A 21,999-nucleotide genomic window follows, 5' to 3' on the forward strand; every position below is an offset into this window, starting at 1 on the left:
GAATCTCAATTGATTTCTTTTCCTATGGGTACTTAGATGTTTCAGTTCCCCACGTTCGCCCCTAATTAATAGGTGTCAGGCCTTCAACCTGACGGGTTGCCCCATTCGGAAATCTGCGGATCGAATCGTATGTGCCAATACCCGCAGCTTATCGCAGCTTATCACGTCCTTCATCGCCTCTGAGAGCCTAGGCATCCGCCGTACGCCCTTTGTAACTTTTTTTCTCAAGTGGCCTTCTATAAAATTTTAAATATTAATGAATAATTCATAATAAATTGATTATAAAAAACCTGTAGTACACAACTAATTGTCGTGCTTGTTAATCTTACTCGTTAATTATTTTTTCGATTTATCGTTTTATCGTCTTCTATATGCTTACTATATTTAAATCATTTAAATAATAATTAATTATAGTAATTATTCCAGTATGTCAATGAACTTCTTCTATATCTTGATAGTAAATAACAAGATCTATAGTGGAGAATATCGGAGTCGAACCGATGACCTCCTGCGTGCAAGGCAGGCGCTCTAGCCAGCTGAGCTAATTCCCCTCTTTTTAAGTGTTAACCTCGTAGTCTCAGGCAGACTCGAACTGCCGACCTCTACATTATCAGTGTAGCGCTCTAACCAGCTGAGCTATGAGACTCTTTCTAAACTCTAAAAAGAGCGGTCTTGTTTTATATATACATCCAACATAAATATAAAATATACAAATAAAGAAAAAAACCAAGCAACAAATAGGTTGTTACGTAACTAACACATCGTATGTACTCTAAATATGAGATGTTCCAGCCGCACCTTCCGGTACGGCTACCTTGTTACGACTTAGCCCTAGTTACCAGTTTTACCCTAGGTAGCTCCTGTTACGGTCACCAACTTCAGGTACCCCCAGCTTCCATGGCTTGACGGGCGGTGTGTACAAGGCCCGGGAACGTATTCACCGCATCATGGCTGATATGCGATTACTAGCGATTCCAGCTTCATAGAGTCGAGTTGCAGACTCCAATCCGAACTGAGACCGGCTTTAGAGATTCGCATCCAGTCACCTGGTAGCTGCCCTCTGTACCGGCCATTGTAGCACGTGTGTAGCCCAAGACGTAAGGGCCGTGATGACTTGACGTCGTCCCCACCTTCCTCGCGGCTTACGCCGGCAGTCTCATTAGAGTCCCCGTCTTTAAACGCTGGCAACTAATGATAAGGGTTGCGCTCGTTGCAGGACTTAACCTAACACCTCACGGCACGAGCTGACGACAGCCATGCAGCACCTTGCATTCTGTCCGAAGAAAAATCTATTTCTAAATCTGTCATTATGCATTTAAGCCTTGGTAAGGTTCCTCGCGTATCATCGAATTAAACCACATGCTCCACCGCTTGTGCGGGCCCCCGTCAATTCCTTTTGAGTTTCAATCTTGCGATCGTACTCCCCAGGTGGGATACTTATTACTTTCGCTTAACCACTGAGCCCGAAAACCCAACAGCAAGTATCCATCGTTTACGGCGTGGACTACCAGGGTATCTAATCCTGTTCGCTCCCCACGCTTTCGTCCATCAGCGTCAATATAGACTTAGTAACCTGCCTTCGCAATTGGTATTCTGCGTAATATCTATGCATTTCACCGCTACACTACACATTCTAGCTACTTCAAACTAATTCTAGATCAACAGTATCAATGGCAGTTCTATCGTTAAGCGATAGGATTTCACCACTGACTTATTGATCCGCCTACGGACCCTTTAAACCCAATAAATCCGGATAACGCTCGCACCCTCCGTATTACCGCGGCTGCTGGCACGGAGTTAGCCGGTGCTTATTCATATGCTACCTTCAACTATCCAACTCGTGGATAGGTTTATTCACATATAAAAGCAGTTTACAACCCATAAGGCCGTCATCCTGCACGCGGGATGGCTGGATCAGGCGCTAACCCATTGTCCAATATTCCTCACTGCTGCCTCCCGTAGGAGTCTGGGCCGTGTCTCAGTCCCAGTGTGGGGGATCTCCCTCTCAGGACCCCTAAAGATCATCGACTTGGTGAGCCGTTACCTCACCAACTATCTAATCTTACGCATGTCTATCTTATAGCGATAAATCTTTCAAAACTAAATGATGCCACCTAGCTTTATATACGGTATTAATCCGAATTTCTCCGGGCTATCCCATTCTATAAGGCAAGTTACATACGCGATACTCACCCGTACGCCGCTCTCAATTATCCGAAGATAATCTACCGCTCGGCTTGCATGTGTTAGGCCTCCCGCTAGCGTTCATCCTGAGCCAGGATCAAACTCTCCATTGTAATATAAATTTCTTTATACGATACTGAAAAGCTACTCCAACTCTAATTGACGTTTGCTTGGCTTTATTTTTTCTTCTTGTTATATTATGTCAAATGAACTCCTCAGTTGTTACGCATCACAAAAAAATACCTTATTTTTCGTAAGCGAGTGCAAAGATAAGAATTAAATTTAATCTAACAAAAGTTTTTGAAATTTTTTTTCGAAACACTCTCAGAAGCATAAAACTCCTTCGACTTAATTCCTATATCCGCGATTTCAAAAAACCCTTACACAACTACTCTTCTCGTGTATTGGGAGTGCAAATATATGAACTCTAAAATGAATTAAACAAATAATTTTATAAGATTTTTACAGTTCTTTTTTTAAGCTATTGAAAGTGTGGGCAATAAATATAAATTTTTTCTGCCCTAGTGTTCCTTCGGATCGTGAAATGTATCAAAAATAATGTGTTGCTTGAGGTTTTGTTGCTATCTTTTGGGAAAGCTTTGTGGTTCATCCTACCGAAATAATGTATTTGTTATTGGCTATAAAAAATATATTTTTATTGTGGGTCGACATCAATCTCTAGCCGAACAGACCGATAAACCGATATGGTATGGAGTTTTTCTATCTGGTTTTGCACAAAACGTTTGATTTTTGAGGGTGATTGATTTTCATTTATTTTGAGCATTACTTGCATAATATAGAGATTATTGATTCGCGCAACAGAAGGTTCTTCGGGACCCAACAGTAAATGAGGCATAAAGTGTGGACGTAATAATTCAACGAATTGTTCGGCAGTTTTGCGAACACGTTCTTGGTTTTTATGTTTAAATCTGAACTGAATTAGGCGAGTAAATGGTGGATAATGGAAACTTTTGCGTTCATATAATATATCTTTCATGGTTTGTGAGTAATTATAAGTTGTTACATTTTGCAAAACTTGATGATCTGGATTATAAGCTTGGATCAATACTTTCCCTTGTTCTTCTCGTCTTCCGGCACGGCCTGCAACTTGCGTTAGCAATTGAAACGCTTTTTCGTGTGCACGAAAATCAGGAAAATTGAGCAAAGAGTCGGCCCGAATAACCCCAACCAGAGTTACATCACCAAAATCGAGTCCTTTTGTTATCATTTGCGTTCCGACTAAAATATCTATTTCTTTATTTTGAAATTCTTCGATTAGTTTTTCGTAGGCAAATTTCTTACGCATTGCATCTACATCCATTCTTTTGATGATTGCTGCAGGAAATATTTTTTCTAATTGAAGCTGAATCTGCTCAGTACCAATACCTTTTGTTACCAAAGAATTACTACCACAAGATGGGCAGCGTACAGGTTTGCTTTGCGCATGTCCACAATAATGGCATTTAAGTTGATTGAATAGTTTATGATACGTAAGACTCACGTCGCAGTTCGGACATTCTGGTGTATATCCACATGTTTCGCATTCGGTGACCGGTGCAAATCCTCGCCGATTCTGGAAAATAATGACTTGTTTTTTGCGATCTAGCTCCTCTTGTATTGCATTGCGCAAAATATGCGAAATGTCTTCTGTTATTTCTTTTTCTTTTTGAGCTTTACGCAGATCGACAAGATTTATGCTCGGCAATGGTACTTTGCCAAAACGTTCTGTGAGCGAAATATATTTATATACTCCTTTTTGGGCATAGTAATATGTTTCTAAAGAAGGAGTTGCTGAACCTAAAACTACTTTTGCTGAAAATTTTTTTGCCAAAACCAAAGCTGTATCTCGTGCGTTATAATAAGGCTTCGCATCTATTTGTTTGTACGATGACTCGTGTTCCTCATCGATAATTACCAAGCCAAGGTTCTTTAATGGTAAAAAAACAGCCGATCGAGAGCCTATGATTATGTCGTATTTTTGATGCAAAGTATTTTGCCAAAGTTCTACCTTTTCGTTCTGATTGTATTTTGAGTGATAAACCCCCACTCTCTCCCCGAAGTGTTTTTTCACCCGCTGAACGATTTGTGTTGTTACTCCAATTTCTGGTAAAAGATAGAGCACTGTTTTTTTTTCTGCCAAATAATCTTGCATCAATTGGAGATACAATTCTGTTTTACCACTAGAAGTTACGCCATGCAACAAGGCAATAGAATGAGTGAGAAACCCTGATTTTAATTCTTGCAGTGCATATTGTTGGGCTTTTGTAAGGAGTGAAATACTCTCCTTATCGGATTCCTCTTTGTCTACGCGTGATGACTGAAGCTGATATACTTGCAAGATATTTTTCTCGACCATTGCGTTTATTGCTGCATTAGACGAACCTTGCTTCACCAATTCGGGAACTTTTATCGGTTTTGTAGTTTGTGTTTCTAAGGCAATTAATCGAAGTAGAGTTTCTCTTTGTTTGGGTGCTTTGTCTAATTGCTGAATTGCTTTTCTGAACTCTAATTCATTCTTTTTTAGATCGGGTAGAATTCGTACATAATTCTCTATTTTTGGTGTATATTTTTCATGCAGTTTTTCATCCACCCGAACGACTCCTTTTTCCCACAAAGATTTGAGTACTTGAATTGCAGAAAAATCTTCTATAATCAAAGCAATTTCGTTTACCGAAAGCATTGTTGTATTTTGCAGTGCTTTCACGACCAATATTTCGGGTTCTGTTAATATTTCGATTGCATCGAAATTAGGATCGACCAAACGAACGTAGGTTAAACTTTCTAATTTCAGGGCAGATGGTAACGCATTGCGGTAAACATCACCTAATGAACACATATAATAAGAAGCTATCCACTCCCATAGCTCTATTTGTTTTTGGGTTACCAAAGGTTCTTGATCGAGGAAAGCATGGATGCCTTTTGTTTTATATAATTCTGGCTTATTTTGATGCAATGAGTGTACTATTCCTGTATACAGTTTTTGCGTTCCGAATGGTACCGAAACACGCTGACCGACTTTTATTTGCTGTAAATCATACTTGGAAAGATGATACGTAAACGTACCATTTAACGAAAGTGGTAAAATAATTTCGGCAAAATAATTCGTTGTCATTTTATGAGTTTAGGTTCACAAGTTAATAAGATTCTGATAAGAATTGAAAGGTAAATTTTAGAAATATTTTTTGCATTTATCATCTATAATAATACTTTATTTTTTTTTCCAACATCCATTTTTCATTTGATTGAAAATAAAAGTATAAACTCTTCTAATGTTACAAAATAGATGATATAATAGATATTGCCATTATATAAATGCCATTTTTTTCGATTGTTATTTTTTTATAGTCGCTTTATTACTAATATTTACAACGCTATCGCTCAATAAATATAGAAGTTAAAAGAATAGTTAAATTTATATTGCTTATATATATATATTATATCTTTATACTTAAAATGAATTAATATATTATAATATGAAACTATTTTTCACATTAACCACTTTTTTCACCTTGGCTCTATTTTCTTGTAGCACAAGTATCAAACAAAACCAATTACTATCAGGAACAATTGTAAGAGATTGTACAGGAACTTATATTCGTGTTAATAATATGGAGGACTATTTGGTTTGTAACAATGAGCTGCTTTCGGACAAAAAAGATGGTGAAACTGTAAGTGTTATTTATAATTTTGAGAAAGATTGCAAAGAGCCAGCAGATAAAGCAACTTGTCTGATGTATCATGAACATAAAGGCAAGATTACAATCAAGAAAAAAAATAGTTAAACAAAAAAATCCACTCAGTTCGGGTGGATTTTATCATAACACAGAACAGGTTATTTTATTTTTTTACGACGCTCTAATTCTTTTTCGATCAGCATCAGCTCGCGCCCTGTCTGTCCTGCAACAGAAGTGTTTTCTTGTGCACGACGAATCAAATAAGGCATTACTTCCTTTATTGGGCCATAAGGTAAATATTTTGCAATATTGTATCCTAAATGCGCAAGATTAAATGAAATATTATCGCTCATCCCAAATAATTGTCCAAACCAGAAGTTTGGATTATTTTTCTCGATTCCGTTTTCGTTCATTAGTTTAGCGAGCAATTCACAACTACCTTCATTGTGCGTACCTGCAAATAAACCAAAACGCTCGTGGTGAGAGGCAATAAATTCTAATGCCAAGTCGTAATCTCTATCCGATGCTTCTTTGTTTGGCTGTATTGGCGACGGGTAAGCTTCTGCTTGTGCACGTTCACGCTCTTTCTCCATGTATGCACCACGCACAATTTTATATCCTAGAAAGTAGTTGTCTTTTTGTGCTTTTTCATACATGGTTTTCAGATATGCTAAACGATCGTGCCGATACATTTGTAGTGTATTCCAAATTACGGGACGTTTTTGGTTGTATTTCATCATCATCACGTCGCACAAATCGTCTGCGGCATCTTGCATCCAAGTTTCCTCGGCATCGATCATGATATTAACATCTAATTGATAACCTTTCTCACAAACATCTTCGAAGCGTTTTCTTGTATTTTCCCAAGCTTTGGTTTCTTCTGGATTGAGTTGAGTTTTTTTACCAACTTTTTCCCACAATTCTATTCGACCAAAGGCCGTTGGTTTGAAAACCACAAACGGGATCGAAGGGTTGTTTTTACTTATATCAATAAGTTCGAGCATTACGTCGCGCACGTGATCGAAATCACTTTCTTCTGTTTGCCCTTCTACCGAATAATCTAAGATAGAACTTACGTGATAGCGATACAATTCGTTGGCAACCTTGATGGCTTCTTGCGGTGTTTCTCCACCTACGAATTGAGAATAAATAGTTTTTCTGATGAGAGGCTTCACCATCGGAAAACTTACCAAAAATGGTGCAATATTAAAAATTTTACCTCCTAATTTAGTCAACCCTTCATTTCCGATGAGTTTGAAAAGAAGATGAGCCTTTTTCAACTCTTGATCAGACTTTACTTGAAAAGCATATTCAGTATTATCGAACAAAGACATGCGCTATAAAATTTAGTATAATCAATTAACTTTTTACAAATTTACATATAAAAAAAACCTACAAGCAAACAACTTATAGGTTTTTGTTTATGATAACAATAGAAATTAATAGTTCGAAGTAAAACAACTTCTATTTTCTATTGTTTAGCAGCTCTTTTCGCGTACTTACTTCTAAACTTATCAATACGTCCTGCGGTATCTACTAATTTTTGTTTACCTGTATAAAAAGGGTGTGAGGTAGAAGAAATCTCCATTTTCACTAACGGATACTCTACTCCATCAACCTCTATGGTGTCTTTTGTTTCAGCACATGAACGCGTAATAAACACTTCTTCGTTTGACATATCTTTGAATGCCACTAAACGATAATTACTTGGGTGGATATCTTTTTTCATAAAACTATGATTACTTATTCAACTTTACTAACGGAGTGCAAAGATAACAAAATATCTATACTAAACAATAAAAATAAAGTAAATTTATTCTTTATATTTGTTTGATAATTTAAAACCAAATGAAATTACGCAACATCTTATTGGGCACTACTCTTTTGGGTGGTATTGTGTTACAATCTTGCCGGGATGATTTTGATTATGATCCTATTAGCACAGGGATTTCATTCAATCGTGACACCCTTAGTGTTGATACGGTTTTCAATCATCGAAAATCTGAAACTTATGTCCTAAAAATCTACAATAACGACAAAGACAACAAAGTTATTCCTAAAATTTACCTCAACAAAGGTAATAATTCTTACTTTCAAATCAATGTTGATGGACGCGCTGGGAAAGATTTTGAGAATGTAGCTATCCGTGGACGCGATAGTATATTTGTCTTTGTAGAAATCCATGCAAAAGACGCCCCAAACAATCCATTGTATGATGACGAACTAGTTGTAGAAACTACTAGCGAAAAGAAGCAAGTGAAATTATTATCATGGATCGAAAATGCAAATTTCTTGCAAGACCAAACTATCGGTTCTACATCGTGGGATGCCAATACTTCCCAAGTAATTAGCGGAAACGTCGTAGTGCAACAATCCTTAAATATTAGTGCTGGATCGAAAGTCTATTTTGAGAAAGATGCAAAACTTACCATTAATGACGATGCGCAGTTTACGGTAGAAGGAAATGTAAACAATTATGTAAAGTTTCGCTCGGCAAGACATGATTCTCGGTATGATTCTTTACCAAATCAGTGGAACAAAATAGAGCTGAAACCTCGATCAACTTCGATAATCAACTATGCAAAAATCATCGGTGGACAAATCGGGTTAGAAGTCAATCAAGCCAATTTAGACATCAGAAATAGCTATATTGTAAACCATCAAAACTTTGGAATTTTGGCTAATAATGCCGAAATTCTCGGGGTAAATCTTTTGTTAAATAATGCTAACAGTGCCGCACTTGCCTTAACCAATGGTGGAAAATACGCTTTCTATCATTCTACTTTTGCAAATTATTTTAGCATGATTGGTACTGCAGGACCAGCCTACTCATTATATTTGAGCAATACAGATCTGGATGAACAACAAAGCAATCCACTAACCCAAGCTATTTTTGCCAACTCTATTTTCTATAGTGATCGTTCGGCAAACGCCATCGCATTTCATAAAAATAATTCGGTTGCCTTTAATTATTTATTCGACACGAATTTGCTAAAAAACCTAGATACTTCTACGCTAGACATGACTTCAACACCAGGATTTTCGGCAAGTATAATAGGAGATCCGCTCTTTATCAATCCATTTTATACGGGTAATAATTTACGTTTAAAAGAAGATTCTCCGGCTATCGGCAAGGGCAAATCTAGTTATGCTACGCAGTATCCACTTGATATTTATGGAATGAATCGTACTGTTTCTCCGAATTTGGGAGCCATCCAATAAAAATATTTCTAGTATAAATATTAGCTACATTCAAAGAAAATAGCTGTTTTTATAATTATAAAAACAGCTATTTTCTTTTCACTAATACGATAGAACTCATCCTACCGAACTATTATTATATTATTCTTTGATTAGTTTTGCTGTGAATCTTCCTTTTTCGGTCATCAAAACCAACTGATAAATCCCTTTTTCTAGATTCTGCAACGACAATTCATTTGTATTGGTTATCCCTTTGCTCTGTAGCTGTCCTTCTATGTTATAAAGCTCATAAGCTTTTGCTTTGATATGCTTATTCCATTTCACTGTATTTTGGGTAGGATTTGGGGTAAGCACAAGAAGATTTTCTGTATAATCTGCCACTCCCATAGAAGCCGATGCACCTGCAAAATGCATGGTCGATGCTACAGCACCTTTGATTACTTGAACCAGGTAATCTTTGTCTAAATTGGCGATTGTATCTCGACTAGTGTGTGGATAAGGCGAATGGTTACCTTCGAACAAACCTGTGATTACAAAACCAGCATTCTGAAAGGGCATATAGTCTGAGGAATATGCATAGCTTTGTTCGGTTGCTAATGAGGTGTATAAACCAAAAATATTTGCCATTTGTTGGGTAACTACTCGAGATGCTTGATTGTTGTGTTGTGGTGAAGAGTTGTCGTATTCACAGATAACTTTATTATTTACTTTACCGTTTACACCTCCGATTTCATCGATATTGAACACCAATTTTATGTTGATGTTTTCTGGTATCACTTTTTGTTCTACATAAGCTTTACTGCCCAATAGACCTATTTCTTCAGCAGTAAAATGGATAAATTTAATAGAATATTCGGTTTCGACATCTTTTAGTAAACGAGCTATTTCTAGAAGAGCGGTTGTCCCCGAGCCATTATCATTTGCGCCTGGTCCATTGATTGTATCATAATGACCATCGACTATAATATACTCATCGGGGTATTTAGTACCTTTTTTGGTAACAATAATATTATAGGTCGTTTTACCATTGAGCGTGAAAGCATGTAATTCGATATCCGAATAACCCATTTCTTGATAGAGACCGAGTAGCCATTTTCGTGCTTTTTCGTGCGCAAGACTTCCGTCGCGTTTCTCACCAAAACTTACAAAGTTTTCGAGGTTTGTATAAATTGACTCTGCATTAACTTTATCAACTACTGATTGTATGTGCGATTGATATGTTTGTGCGTTGCTCCACTGAGCAACGATTAATCCAAGAACGATAAAAATTTTTCTCATGTGTTTATTAAAATCCTACAAATTTAAACATTTCACCCCTTCTGTTGCTGTTTTTCTTATCGTATTAATTTTGGAAGAATAATTTATTTCATCTGCTTTTGGGTCGATATAATAGATCGGACAGTTGTTGGGCACAAAATCTAGTAAAGATGCTGCTGGATACACTTGTAGAGATGTGCCGATTACCAAAAACAAATCAGCCTGCAGAACGAGCTCTATTGCTTTTTCCATCATCGGTACGGCTTCTCCAAACCATACAATATAAGGTCTGAGTTGTGCACCATCTTCGGCCAAATCTCCAAGTACGATATCATCCCACCAATCTACTGCCAACGATTTATTCTTTTCGCTGCATGCTTTTGTTAGTTCACCATGCAAATGGATAACTTGTGTAGAACCTGCTTTTTCGTGTAAATTATCTACATTCTGTGTAATGATATTTACGTGATATTTTTCTTCTAATTTTGCCAAATACTCATGTGCGGCATTGGGCATTACGTTTTTTAATTGTCTTCTTCTTTGGTTATAAAACTCCAACACCAAAGCTGGGTTTCTATGCCAACCGTCGATCGAGGCTACTTCCATGATATCATGATTTTCCCACAAGCCGTTACTATCTCGAAATGTAGAAATTCCACTTTCTGCACTGATACCGGCTCCCGTTAGAACAACAATATTTTTCATTTTTCTATTTTTTGTAGAGGGTAAGATAAGCTTTTCTCTTTTATTGGCTGAAAAATGATATACAAAAAAGCCTCGATTAATCAAAACCGAGACCTTTTCTATAAAATCTAAAATGCCAATCTACGAAATAGAGACTATGAATTTGGCTTTATTAGTGTTTTGTAAAACGTTCTATCGTTACCTCATCAACAATATCCTAGTTATATTAACTTATAGTTTTGATAGGATGATAGTAGATTGTTTTAGTAAACATATTCGTTTTTCTCAATAATCAGTTGAGCTATATCATTTTTCAAGTTAACAACGTTTGGATATTCATTGTAACGAGTGAAACGACGTAGACCAGACAACATCATGCGTTGTTCATCACCTTCTGCAAACGAAACAATTCCTCTTGTAGCTTCTGTTTTGATGATTTCTACTGATTTAAATAATTGTAACTGCACCAATTTCACAGCATTTGCTGCTACATCATTTCCTTTTACAGCTGCAATTTTCTCTGCACGCAACATGGCAGATTCTACCATATAAATTTCTTGCATTATACGAGATGCGGCCAAAATCAATTGTTGGTGTTTTTCTAAATCAGCTCCAAATTTTTGCAAAGCTGCACCGGCAACCATGAAGAAAGCTTTTTTCAGGTTGATGATGATTTCTTTTTCTTGTGCAAAAAGTTCGGTATAATCAGGTATATCGAATGAAGGTATGCTCATCAACTCATTAGCCACATCCATAGCAGGCGTCATCAAGTCTATTCGTCCTTGAAAAGCTCTTTTCACCAACATAGAGATACAAAGCAACGAGTTGATTTCGTTGGTACCTTCGTAGATACGAGAGATACGAGCATCGCGCCAAGCAGCTTCCATCGGCATTTCTTTAGAGTACCCCATTCCTCCGTAAATTTGGATTCCTTCGTCTGATGCTTTTTGTGCAGCTTCTGATATCCATACTTTTAGTATAGATGCTTCTATTGCATACTCTTCGATTCCTTTCAGTTCGGCTTCGTTATGCGGCATTCCTTTTGCGATGTTATCTTCAATTGCATCTTGAATATCTTTTGCTGCGCGGTAAGCACCTGCTTCGGATGTAAAAGTTGCAACTGCCATATCGGCTAATTTTTCTTGGATTGCTCCAAAAGTATTGATCGATACGTTGAATTGTTTTCGCTCAGATGCGTATTGTAGAGAATTGTTTAATACGCGGCGTTGTGCATCTAAACATGCTGCACCTAATTTGATACGTCCAACATTTAGAGCATTCATAGCTATTTTGAATCCTCCATTACGTTCTCCTAATAAGTTTTCTACTGGTACACGTACTTCGTTGAAGAATACTTGACGAGTCGATGAAGAAACAATTCCTAATTTATCTTCTTCTTCACCTAAAGAAAAGCCTTCACCTGCTTTATCTTTTTCTACGATGAAAGCTGTAATATTTTTGTCATCATCGATACGTGCGAACACGATGAAAATATCAGCAAATCCTGCGTTGGTGATCCACATTTTTTGTCCTGTGATGATATATTCTTTTCCATCTTCAGACAAAACAGCTTTTGTTTTACCTGAGTTTGCATCTGATCCTGCTTCGGGTTCTGTTAAGCAATAAGAAGAAAACCATTCACCGGTTGCTAATTTTGGTAAATATTTTTGTTTTTGCTCTTCTGTCCCGTACAATAAGATAGGCATAGTTCCGATTCCGGTGTGTGCTCCAAAAGCTGTAGCAAGTGATCCGGTAGCACCTGAGATGTAATCACACACCAACATTGTAGTAACGAATCCCATGCCCAATCCTCCATATTCTTCTGGGATAGATATTCCTAATAATCCTAATTCTCCTATTTTACGCATCAATTCTTCGATAAGTGCGTAATCTTTCTTTTCTATTTGATGTTTTTTTGGAACAACTTCTTTGTCGATAAATTCTTTTGCAGACTCGATAATCATTCGTTGTTCTTCTGAGAAATCTTCATAAGTGAAGATATCGTTATAAGTGGCATTTTTAACTAAATACTCACCTCCGATTAATCTATTTGGTTGTGTTGACATAATTTTTATTCTTGATGTTTTATTTGTTATCTTCTGGAATCATCTTCGGATTGGAAACCATCCGAAGATGATTTTTTTATCTTAGGTATTCGAATACAGAAGCTGCGCCTTGCCCTGTTCCTACACACATGGTTACTACTCCATATTTTGCTTTCTGAGCTTCCATCTCGTGCAATAGTTGAACAGTAAGTTTTGTTCCTGTGCATCCTAGCGGATGACCTAAGGCTATTGCTCCACCGTTGACATTTACTTTTGCAGGATCTAATCCTAATTCTCGTACAACTGCTACCGATTGAGAAGCAAAGGCTTCGTTGAGTTCGAACAAATCGATATCTTTTACTTTCAGACCTGCTTGTTGTAAGGCTTTTGGCACAGCATACAGTGGTCCAATCCCCATGATACGTGGAGGTACACCTACCGTAGAATAAGCCATTAGACGAGCAACTGGTTCTAAGCCTAGTTCTTTGACCATATCTTCTGACATAACCATTACAAAAGCTGCACCGTCTGACATTTGTGATGAGTTACCTGCTGTTACAGATCCGCCTTGTGCAAAAACTGGACGTAATCTTGCTAAACCCTCTAAAGAAGTATCTGCTCGTGGACCTTCGTCAACTTTGAATTCTATTCTCTTGGTTTGCATTTTTTCGTTTGCATCCAAAAAATTATAATCAACTTCTATCGGAACGATTTGCGAAGCAAATTTTCCTTCTGCATTAGCTTTTAATGCTTTTTGGTGAGACTGAAAAGAGAATTCATCTTGTTCTTCTCTAGAAACTTTATACTCTTTAGCAACTTCTTCAGCCGTCAGCCCCATTCCCCAATAATAATCTGGGTGTTTGCTAGATAAATTGGTATCGGGCATAGGTTTGAAACCTCCCATAGGGATATACGACATAGATTCTGCACCACCTGCGATGATGCACTCTGCCATTCCTGTTCTAATTTTTGCAGCTGCTAGTGCAATGGCTTCAGAACCTGAAGCACAATAGCGATTTACGGTAACTCCTGGGACTTTGTCTGTATCTAACCCCATTAAAGAGATAAGACGAGCCATATTGAGTCCTTGTTCTGCTTCTGGCATGGCACAACCTACGATAAGGTCGTCGATTCTTGCAGGATCTAAATTCGGAAGGTCTTGCATAAGTCTTTTTATCACCACTGCCGACATATCATCTGGGCGAGTGAAACGTAATGTTCCTTTTGGTGCTTTACCAACAGCCGTTCTATATCCTGTTACTATATATGCTTGTTTCATTTTTATTATAATTTTAGACGATTACTAGTTACGTAATGGTTTTCCGGTTTTCAACATATGTTGGATACGCTCTAAGGTTTTTCTTTCTCCACATAGTGATAAGAAAGCTTCACGCTCTAAATCTAGTAAATATTGTTCGCTTACTTCTGTGGATTCTGACAAGTTTCCTCCAGTCATTACATAACCTAATTTATTAGCAATCAAACGATCGTGATCAGTAGCAAAATTACCTGCCACCATAGAATCTGTTCCTACGTAGAACATCCCCATAGCTTCGCGTCCTAACACTCTAATTTTTTCACGTACAGGTTGGGTATAACCGGCTTCGGCTAAAAGGATTGCTTGTTTTTTTGCTTCAGCAATCTGGCGATCTGTATTGACTACAATAACGTCTTGATCGCGAACGATTCCCATATTCTTAGCTTCGTAGGCAGAAGTTGCTACTTTAGCTGTTGCGATATTCATAAAGTAATCGCGTAAGTGGTTCACTTTCACATCATCTTTTAGAAGATTCATCATTGCACGGCGTGTGAATTCTTTAGAACCTCCTCCTCCTGGAATAAGACCAACGCCAACTTCTACCAAACCAATATATGTTTCAGCAGCCGCTACCATTTTGTCTGCATGGATAGAGACTTCGCATCCGCCACCTAAAGCCATTCCGTGTGGTGCAGAAATTACTGGTATTGATGAGTAGCGTACGCGCATCATCGTATCTTGGAACATTTTTATTGCCATATTCAGCTCCCACCAGTCTTGTTCTGCAGCCATCATCATAATCATGGCTAGATTTGCTCCTACAGAGAAGTTATCGGCTTGGTTTCCTATTACAACCCCTCGGTATTCTTTTTCGGCAAGATCGATTCCTTTGTTGATTCCCTGGAGAACACCTCCTCCAAGAGAGTTCATTTTCGAACGGAACTCGATATTGATGATCCCATCTCCTAAATCTTGGATAGAACATTCTTTATTCGACCAAATTTCGTTGGTTTTTCGTATATTATCTAAGATGATAAATGCGTCTTGACCTGGAATTGGATCGAAAGTTTTGGTATTTTGATTGTAGAATAACTTTTTACCATTTTCTATTTTATAAAAACTATCCGCTCCAGTTTTGGCCAATTCTTTTACCCAATCTGCAACTTGATAACCTTCGGCTTCTACTAATTCGATCCCTTTTTGTAATCCTACCAAATCCCAAGTTTCGAAAGGTCCGATTTTCCATGCATATCCCGTTCGGATTGCGTCATCGATAGGATAGAAAACATCGGTAATTTCGGGAACTCTTTGCGATACATAAGCAAACAATGATGCAAAATGTTTTCGGATTAATTCTCCTGCTTTACCTGAATCTTTGAGCAAAACAGTTAATTTATTTTTCGTAGACCCTGCTTGTTTTGCAGCTTCTACTGCAGCAACTTTTGCTCTTACCATTGGACGGTAGGTCAGTGAATCGAGGTCTAATGCGAAACGATTCCAGCTTCCGTCTTCGGCTTTTTCTTTGTAATAAAATCCTTTCCCGGTTTTATCTCCTAAGAATTTATTATTAATCAAGAAGTCTAAGAATTTAGATTCTTTTAGTTCTTGAATCATTTGATCCTGAGTGGCGTTTTGTTGTAATCCTTTGGTTACATTGTAAGCTGTATCTAATCCTACCAAATCACCTAACTTGAAGGTTCCAGTTTTCGGACGACCTAGAATAGATCCTGTCAAGGTATCTACTTCTTCAATTGTCAGTCCGATTTCTTGGGTCAACTCCATGATTTTTGCCATCGAATAAACGCCTACTCTATTCCCGATAAATCCTGGAGTATCCTTACACAACACTGGTGTTTTCCCTAGATATAGGGAAGCGTAGTTTTGGAAGAATTCGACAACTTTGTGATCGGTTTTTGGTCCAGGAATAATTTCGAAAAGCTTTAGATACCGTGGTGGATTGAAGAAGTGGGTACCACAGAAGTGTTTTTGGAAATCTTCTGTACGACCTTCGGCCATTAAATGAATAGGAATTCCGGAAGTGTTCGTGGTAATAAATGTACCGGGTGTACGAAGTGCATCTACTTTTTCGAACATAGATTTTTTGATATCCAAACGTTCGATGATTACTTCTATCACCCAATCAGAGTTTTTGATTTTATCTAAATCATCATCAAAATTTCCTACCGTAATGCGCGAAGCAAAAGCTTTGTCATAGATCGGTGAAGGATTGCTTTTTAGAGCAGCATCTAAATGTGATTGTGCAGTACGGTTACGTACTATTTTGCTCTCTAAGGTAAGACCTTTGGCTTGTTCTTGCGGAGTGAGCTCGCGCGGAACCATATCCAGCATCAAGACTTCGAGTCCGATATTGGCTAGATGACAAGCAATACCAGACCCCATTACACCTGATCCTAAAACGGTTACGTGTTTAATGTGTCTTCTCATAATTGTTTTTAAATATTTTTTTATCGGAAATTAATCGGTTTATATCATACATTACTTCGAGAAAAACCTTCAATCGATCGGGAGAAATATTGTTTGTAATCACCTCATTGAACTGAAATACGGTTTGTCTTGAAATATCTCGCATACGTAAGCCTTCCTTGGTTAGTGTTACCAAAACACTGCGCCCATCTTCTGGATTTGGTATGCGCTCGATGAAATTTCTTGCTTCTAATTTATTGAGTGTTCGAGATAAACTCGTTGGCTCGATTCCCATTTTCGGACCAAGAGATGTGCTTGGCGTTCCATTTTTGGGATCAATAGATAATAAAGTAAAAGCATAAACCATTGTAGATTCGTACTTGCTTGCTTGTTCGTTGTACATTTTTTGCACCGCAAGCCAAGTTGTCCTTAATAAATAATCGATGGTTAAATCTTCTCTTACCATATTATAATATAAATATTGCATATATGTTAGAAACAAATATATAAAAAATTATTATGCAAGCATAGTAAATAAAATATTTTTACATTTTCGTAAATTTATCTATTCTTTGCTACTTCAATGTTTCCTAATTATGAAATTTAATCGAATAAGAAACTCTACATTACATATTTTTCGTATGAAAATCATTCGAAAATTGCTTATACATTCGTAATATCTTAATAACCATAGCCCTTATACAGAAAGTAATATATGAAAAATATTGCGAATTCTAAAGTAACCTTTGCTGCGCTACTAATTATCTTCGGGATAATTAGTAGCAATTCTTGAGACTTCTCTGAGCTTTGATTGAAATTCTTTTAATTCTTCTTCATGTGATCACGAAACACTTTCATAGAAAAAAATAATTATTTATTTTAGTATAACTAAATCAAAAACACATGGAATATGTTTGAAATTTATCAAGACAAAAAAGAAGAATTTCGATTTCGATTGAAAGCTAAGAACGGTCAAAATATTTTAGCCAGTGAAGGTTATGTGAGCAAACAAGCCTGTTTGAAAGGAATAGAATCGGTGAAAAAAAATGCTAGTGATGACAGCAAATTCAAACTAAAAGAAACAAGCAACAGTAAATGGCATTTTAATTTGGTTGCCGGAAACGGACAAGTTATTGGGACAAGCCAATTGTACGAATCAGAAAATGGTGCGAAAAAAGGCATAGAATCTGTGAAAAACAATGCGCCAGAAGCTGATATCATCGAACTTGAGAATGAATAGAAAAAAGTATAGCCTTGCAAAAAAACATGCAAGGCTATATCTAATTAACACAATATGAAAAAAACTTACTACTTTCTATTTTAAATGTGAGCGCAACATCCAAGCTGTTTTTTGGTGTTGCTCTAATAAGCCCGTTAGATAATCTGATGTCGCTACATCTGGATACTCTTCGATTTCTTGGATAGCTTTATTCAACGATTCGCAAATGGTTTCGTGATCTTTGAGTAGCTCTTCAATAAAAGTTAAACTATCGTATTTTTCTTTACGTTCTTCTTTTAACTGTGTCAACTCTAAATACTCACTCATAGTAGCAGGCGCATAGTATTGTTTGGTTCTGATTTTTTCTGCAACATCATCAATAACCACTTGTAGTTCGGTATACAACTCTTCGAAATATACGTGAACGGTTTTGAAATCTGGTCCCTCTACATTCCAATGTGCGTTACGAGTTTTTAGATATAAAATGCTTTCGTCCGCTAATAGTTGACTTAGAATCTCTGCTACTTTTTTATTTTGTTCTTTTGTTAACATAGTTCCTTATTTTTTGGTTATAGAGCAAATATCCGATTTTTTACCCAATTTCTATATTAATTTTCAATGATATTAGCAATACTATGATAGGATTTTCTTATACTTACTTAATAAGAAATTATTTTTTTTATGATTAATCTCCTACCTTTCTACTAACTTTTCGTGCATCACTTGTTTTTCGAAAGTAAACTCAGCGTACCTCAAACGTTCTTCTCGAAAACGGACTGCAAAATAAAGGAGAAAAACCGAGTTACACATCAAGAACTAATAAAAATCATTAAATTTACTCTTGAAAATAATATAGTATGGAATTGGTTTTTGGCATGACTTGTTATCGTTATTTGCAACCCTTTCATTTAGTTAACCTTATAGTATACAAGCCGAAAGTCAACATTCCAACAGTTCATACTGATACGTAAACAAAGGGCATAAAAACAAAGCTTTTTCTTTCTGAGGTCTTGTATGAATTGTTCTCCGACACAAAAACTTCTCTTGCTTGTATTTTTTTTATTTGTATAAATATTTCGGTCTTTATGGTAGAACAATACTATAATTCGTTTTGCAAAAACTTACCGGTTACACTCTTCTTTTGTTTCACAATTTCTTCTGGTGTTCCAGTAGCGATTATTTTTCCGCCATTTCGTCCTCCTTCTGGCCCCACATCTATTATATAATCCGCTAATTTTATCACATCTAAATTATGCTCGATAATGATAACGGTATTGCCCAAATTTACGATCTGATCGATAACTTGCATCAAAACTTTTATATCCTCAAAATGTAGTCCTGTAGTTGGTTCATCGAGAATATATAAAGTTTTACCGGTTTGTTTCTTCGCTAATTCGGTCGCTAATTTTACGCGTTGTGCTTCTCCACCGCTTAGGGTTGTCGATTGTTGCCCCAAGGTGATATATCCCAGACCAACATCCTGTAACATTTTAGTGTATTGATAGATTTTTGGGATAGGCTCGAAAAACTCTACTGCTTCATTCACGGTCATATCAAGCACATCGGCAATTGATTTTCCTTTGTACCGAACTTCTAGCGTTTCCCTATTAAATCTCTTTCCGTGACAGGTTTCGCATTTTACATGAATATCGGGCAGAAAATTCATTTCGATTACGCGCATTCCTGCTCCTTGGCAAGTTTCACATCGACCTCCCTTCACATTAAACGAAAATCGACCAGGCTTATATCCTCTAATTTTAGACTCGGGCAAATTGGCAAATAAATTCCGAATATCCGTAAAAATACCGGTATAGGTTGCAGGATTAGAGCGAGGTGTACGCCCGATAGGCGATTGATCAACATCGATCACTTTATCTAGATGTTCTAGACCTTCTATTTTTTTGTACGGCATCGGTTCTTTCTCTGCACGGAAAAAATGATGATTGAGGATTCTGTACAGTGTTTCATTAATCAAGGTAGATTTTCCACTTCCCGAAACGCCTGTCACTACCACCAGTTTTCCTAGAGGAATTCTAACATCTACATTTTTTAGATTGTTTCCAGTTGCACCATTCAAAACTAATTCTAAACCATTTCCTTCTCGCCTTTTTTTTGGAATTTCTATTCTTTCTTCTCCGTTGAGGTATTCTGCTGTTAGCGTATGCGTTTTCATCATTTCGGTAGGAGAGCCCAACCAAACAATTTCACCTCCTTTTCTTCCAGCTTTTGGCCCGACCTCTATTACATAATCCGATTCGAGTATCATATCTTTATCATGCTCCACAACCAGAACAGAGTTGCCTATATCGCGTAATTTTTTCAAAGATTCTATTAAGCGAACATTGTCGCGTTGATGCAGTCCTATACTGGGTTCATCGAGGATATATAATACATTTACCAATTGAGATCCAATTTGTGTAGCCAACCGGATTCGTTGTGCTTCTCCTCCCGAGAGTGTTCCTGATGGTCTATTGAGTGATAAATAATCCAAGCCGACATCTAACAAAAATTGCAAACGTGTTGCGATTTCTTTTAGTATTTCTTGTGCAATTATATTGGTTGTTTTATCCAAGATTTTCGGGACTTGCTCTATCCAGGTGGCAAGTGCACTAAGATCCAATGAGGCTACTTCGGCAATATTTTTATTATCGATTCTGAATTGTAACGATTCGGGTTGTAGTCGTGTTCCGTGACATGTCGGGCAGGTTACTTTTCTAGAAAAGCGTTTGGTAAATGTATGATTTGATGGGTGAGTTTTATCGCTAATGATGGTTTGAAAAAAACTTTCGAGCCCCTCGAAATCTAGTTTATATACTTTTTTTACATCGGCAAATTTCAGTTGAACATCCAGCGTTTCGTTTACTCCGTTTTTCAGGTCGTCTAGAAAAGCTTGTGGTAATTTACCGTAAGGGGTTTTTTCGTCCACGTTATGTTTTACAAAAATTCCTTCGAGTTGTTTTTTCAGTCGAGTTGTGTTTTTCAACACCTCAAAAACAGGCGCCAAATTATCTTTTAATGATTTTTTTGGATCATCAAATATCAAATCAAAATTAGGTTCTTTTAACTCTCCTAATCCTGCACAAGTTGTACATGCACCTTTGGGTGAATTGAATGAAAAGGTGTTCGGTTCTGGCAAATCATACGATAATCCTGTTGTAGGACACATCAGGTTCTTACTGAAGAATTTTGTTCCTCCCGATTCATAATCGTAGACCATCATCACTCCATCTCCTTGCTGAAAAGCTTGTAGAATACTCGAACGCAATCTTTCGTCTGTAATAGAATCCTTGAGGATTAATCGATCGATGATAAGTTCTACGTCGTGTGCTTTATAACGGTCTAGCATCATCCCAGGCTCTATATCTCGTATTTCACCATCGACCCGAACCTTATCGAATCCTTTTTTTGCAAGCAATACAAAGAGTTCTCTGTAATGTCCTTTTCTATATTTAACCAAAGGTGTCATCAGAGCAATTTTACGCTCATGGTATTCTTGCCTTACCAAATCGATAATTTGATCTTCGGTATATGCTACCATTGGCTCATTTGTCTCGGACGAAAAGGGTGTAGCAACACGTGCATATAACAAGCGCAAGTAGTCATATATTTCGGTAATTGTCCCGACAGTAGAGCGAGGATTTTTAGAAGTTGTTTTTTGCTCAATAGCAATCACTGGAGAAAGTCCTTCTATTTTATCTACATCGGGTCTTTCTAATCCTCCTAAAAACTGACGGGCATAAGCATTAAAGGTTTCTATGTAACGACGCTGACCTTCTGCATATATTGTATCAAATGCAAGTGAAGATTTTCCACTCCCACTTAAGCCTGTAATTACCACCAATTCATTTCGCGGAATCTTTACATCAATATTTTTAAGGTTATGTTCGCGCGCTCCATAAACTTCTATAAACTCCTGACTCATAATCTAAGAAACAATGTGCAAAAATACGACCAATTACTGAGATTTACAGAGGTTTCTTTAGCTAAAATATCTCTTCGTTTGCAAAAGAAGAATATTCTGTCGAGAAATAGAATTAGAGTTTATTTTAGATG

General features: G+C 37.1%; 14 protein-coding genes, 2 tRNA genes and 2 rRNA genes (1 of these 18 running past the window's edge). 3 read left to right on the top strand and 15 right to left on the bottom strand.

Going from position 1 to position 21,999, the window contains the following annotated elements:
• The 5 genes from WEEVI_RS01975 to priA form a co-directional block, all read right to left on the bottom strand.
• Nucleotides 1-222: ribosomal RNA gene (locus tag WEEVI_RS01975) — 23S ribosomal RNA — on the bottom strand; it reaches 2,557 nt to the left of the window's first position.
• Nucleotides 223-477: 255 nt separating this feature from the next.
• Nucleotides 478-551: transfer RNA gene (locus WEEVI_RS01980), tRNA-Ala, on the bottom strand.
• A gap of 21 nt (nt 552-572) precedes the next feature.
• Nucleotides 573-646, bottom strand: a tRNA-Ile gene (locus WEEVI_RS01985).
• Between the two features lie 130 nt (nt 647-776).
• Nucleotides 777-2,297, bottom strand: a 16S ribosomal RNA gene (locus tag WEEVI_RS01990).
• The 16S and 23S rRNA genes sit together here with 2 tRNA genes alongside, the layout of an rRNA operon.
• Before the next feature lie 542 nt (nt 2,298-2,839).
• On the bottom strand, nt 2,840-5,296 hold the full coding sequence (gene priA / locus WEEVI_RS01995) for a replication restart helicase PriA (protein ID WP_013597502.1): 2,457 nt from the start codon (nt 5,294-5,296) through the stop codon (nt 2,840-2,842).
• 361 nt (nt 5,297-5,657) lie between these two features.
• On the opposite strand from priA, the gene WEEVI_RS02000 reads away from it, so the two are divergent.
• Nucleotides 5,658-5,966, top strand: a complete 309-nt coding sequence (locus tag WEEVI_RS02000) for a hypothetical protein (protein WP_013597503.1) — start codon at nt 5,658-5,660, stop codon at nt 5,964-5,966.
• 50 nt (nt 5,967-6,016) lie between these two features.
• On the opposite strand, the gene WEEVI_RS02005 is transcribed toward WEEVI_RS02000, so the two are convergent.
• Both WEEVI_RS02005 and WEEVI_RS02010 read right to left on the bottom strand, forming a co-directional pair.
• Nucleotides 6,017-7,192, bottom strand: a complete 1,176-nt coding sequence (locus WEEVI_RS02005; protein ID WP_013597504.1) for a proline dehydrogenase family protein — start codon at nt 7,190-7,192, stop codon at nt 6,017-6,019.
• 137 nt (nt 7,193-7,329) lie between these two features.
• Nucleotides 7,330-7,587 (bottom strand): type B 50S ribosomal protein L31, encoded by a 258-nt coding sequence (locus WEEVI_RS02010; protein WP_013597505.1) that lies wholly within the window; start codon nt 7,585-7,587, stop codon nt 7,330-7,332.
• A gap of 119 nt (nt 7,588-7,706) precedes the next feature.
• Here WEEVI_RS02010 and WEEVI_RS02015 point away from each other — a divergent pair, with 119 nt between their 5' ends.
• Nucleotides 7,707-9,080 carry a hypothetical protein gene (locus WEEVI_RS02015; protein WP_013597506.1) on the top strand — a complete coding sequence of 458 codons (1,374 nt, stop codon included), beginning with the start codon at nt 7,707-7,709 and terminating at the stop codon, nt 9,078-9,080.
• Nucleotides 9,081-9,200: 120 nt separating this feature from the next.
• Here the strand turns inward: WEEVI_RS02015 and WEEVI_RS02020 are convergent, their stop codons facing one another.
• The 6 genes from WEEVI_RS02020 to WEEVI_RS02045 all read right to left on the bottom strand — a co-directional run bounded on the left by WEEVI_RS02020 (nt 9,201) and on the right by WEEVI_RS02045 (nt 17,214).
• A complete protein-coding gene (locus WEEVI_RS02020; protein ID WP_013597507.1) occupies nt 9,201-10,337 on the bottom strand; it encodes a M20/M25/M40 family metallo-hydrolase in 1,137 nt (378 codons plus the stop codon).
• Between the two features lie 15 nt (nt 10,338-10,352).
• Nucleotides 10,353-11,021 carry an SIR2 family NAD-dependent protein deacylase gene (locus tag WEEVI_RS02025; RefSeq protein WP_013597508.1) on the bottom strand — a complete coding sequence of 223 codons (669 nt, stop codon included), beginning with the start codon at nt 11,019-11,021 and terminating at the stop codon, nt 10,353-10,355.
• 242 nt (nt 11,022-11,263) lie between these two features.
• Nucleotides 11,264-13,066, bottom strand: a complete 1,803-nt coding sequence (locus WEEVI_RS02030) for an acyl-CoA dehydrogenase FadE (RefSeq protein ID WP_013597509.1) — start codon at nt 13,064-13,066, stop codon at nt 11,264-11,266.
• Between the two features lie 76 nt (nt 13,067-13,142).
• A complete protein-coding gene (locus WEEVI_RS02035; RefSeq protein WP_013597510.1) occupies nt 13,143-14,324 on the bottom strand; it encodes an acetyl-CoA C-acyltransferase in 1,182 nt (393 codons plus the stop codon).
• 24 nt (nt 14,325-14,348) lie between these two features.
• Nucleotides 14,349-16,748: a 3-hydroxyacyl-CoA dehydrogenase/enoyl-CoA hydratase family protein gene (locus tag WEEVI_RS02040; RefSeq protein WP_013597511.1), complete on the bottom strand. Its 2,400-nt coding sequence runs from the start codon at nt 16,746-16,748 to the stop codon at nt 14,349-14,351.
• Nucleotides 16,732-17,214, bottom strand: a complete 483-nt coding sequence (locus WEEVI_RS02045; protein WP_013597512.1) for a MarR family winged helix-turn-helix transcriptional regulator — start codon at nt 17,212-17,214, stop codon at nt 16,732-16,734. Before WEEVI_RS02045 ends, WEEVI_RS02040 begins: the two co-directional genes overlap by 17 nt.
• 423 nt (nt 17,215-17,637) lie before the next feature.
• On the opposite strand from WEEVI_RS02045, the gene WEEVI_RS02050 reads away from it, so the two are divergent.
• Complete coding sequence (locus WEEVI_RS02050; protein ID WP_013597513.1) at nt 17,638-17,967, top strand: YegP family protein; 330 nt, start codon at nt 17,638-17,640, stop codon at nt 17,965-17,967.
• 75 nt (nt 17,968-18,042) lie between these two features.
• Here WEEVI_RS02050 and WEEVI_RS02055 read toward each other — a convergent pair whose 3' ends face one another.
• Together WEEVI_RS02055 and uvrA are read right to left on the bottom strand one after the other, a co-directional pair.
• The gene (locus tag WEEVI_RS02055; RefSeq protein ID WP_013597514.1) at nt 18,043-18,498 is read right to left on the bottom strand and encodes a Dps family protein; all 456 of its coding nucleotides are present in this window, start codon (nt 18,496-18,498) and stop codon (nt 18,043-18,045) included.
• A 547-nt stretch (nt 18,499-19,045) separates the two neighbouring features.
• A complete protein-coding gene (gene uvrA / locus WEEVI_RS02060) occupies nt 19,046-21,868 on the bottom strand; it encodes an excinuclease ABC subunit UvrA (RefSeq protein ID WP_013597515.1) in 2,823 nt (940 codons plus the stop codon).
• Nucleotides 21,869-21,999: the final 131 nt, after the last annotated feature.

Source organism: Weeksella virosa DSM 16922 (genome assembly GCF_000189415.1).
Taxonomy (GTDB): Bacteria; Bacteroidota; Bacteroidia; order Flavobacteriales; family Weeksellaceae; genus Weeksella; species Weeksella virosa.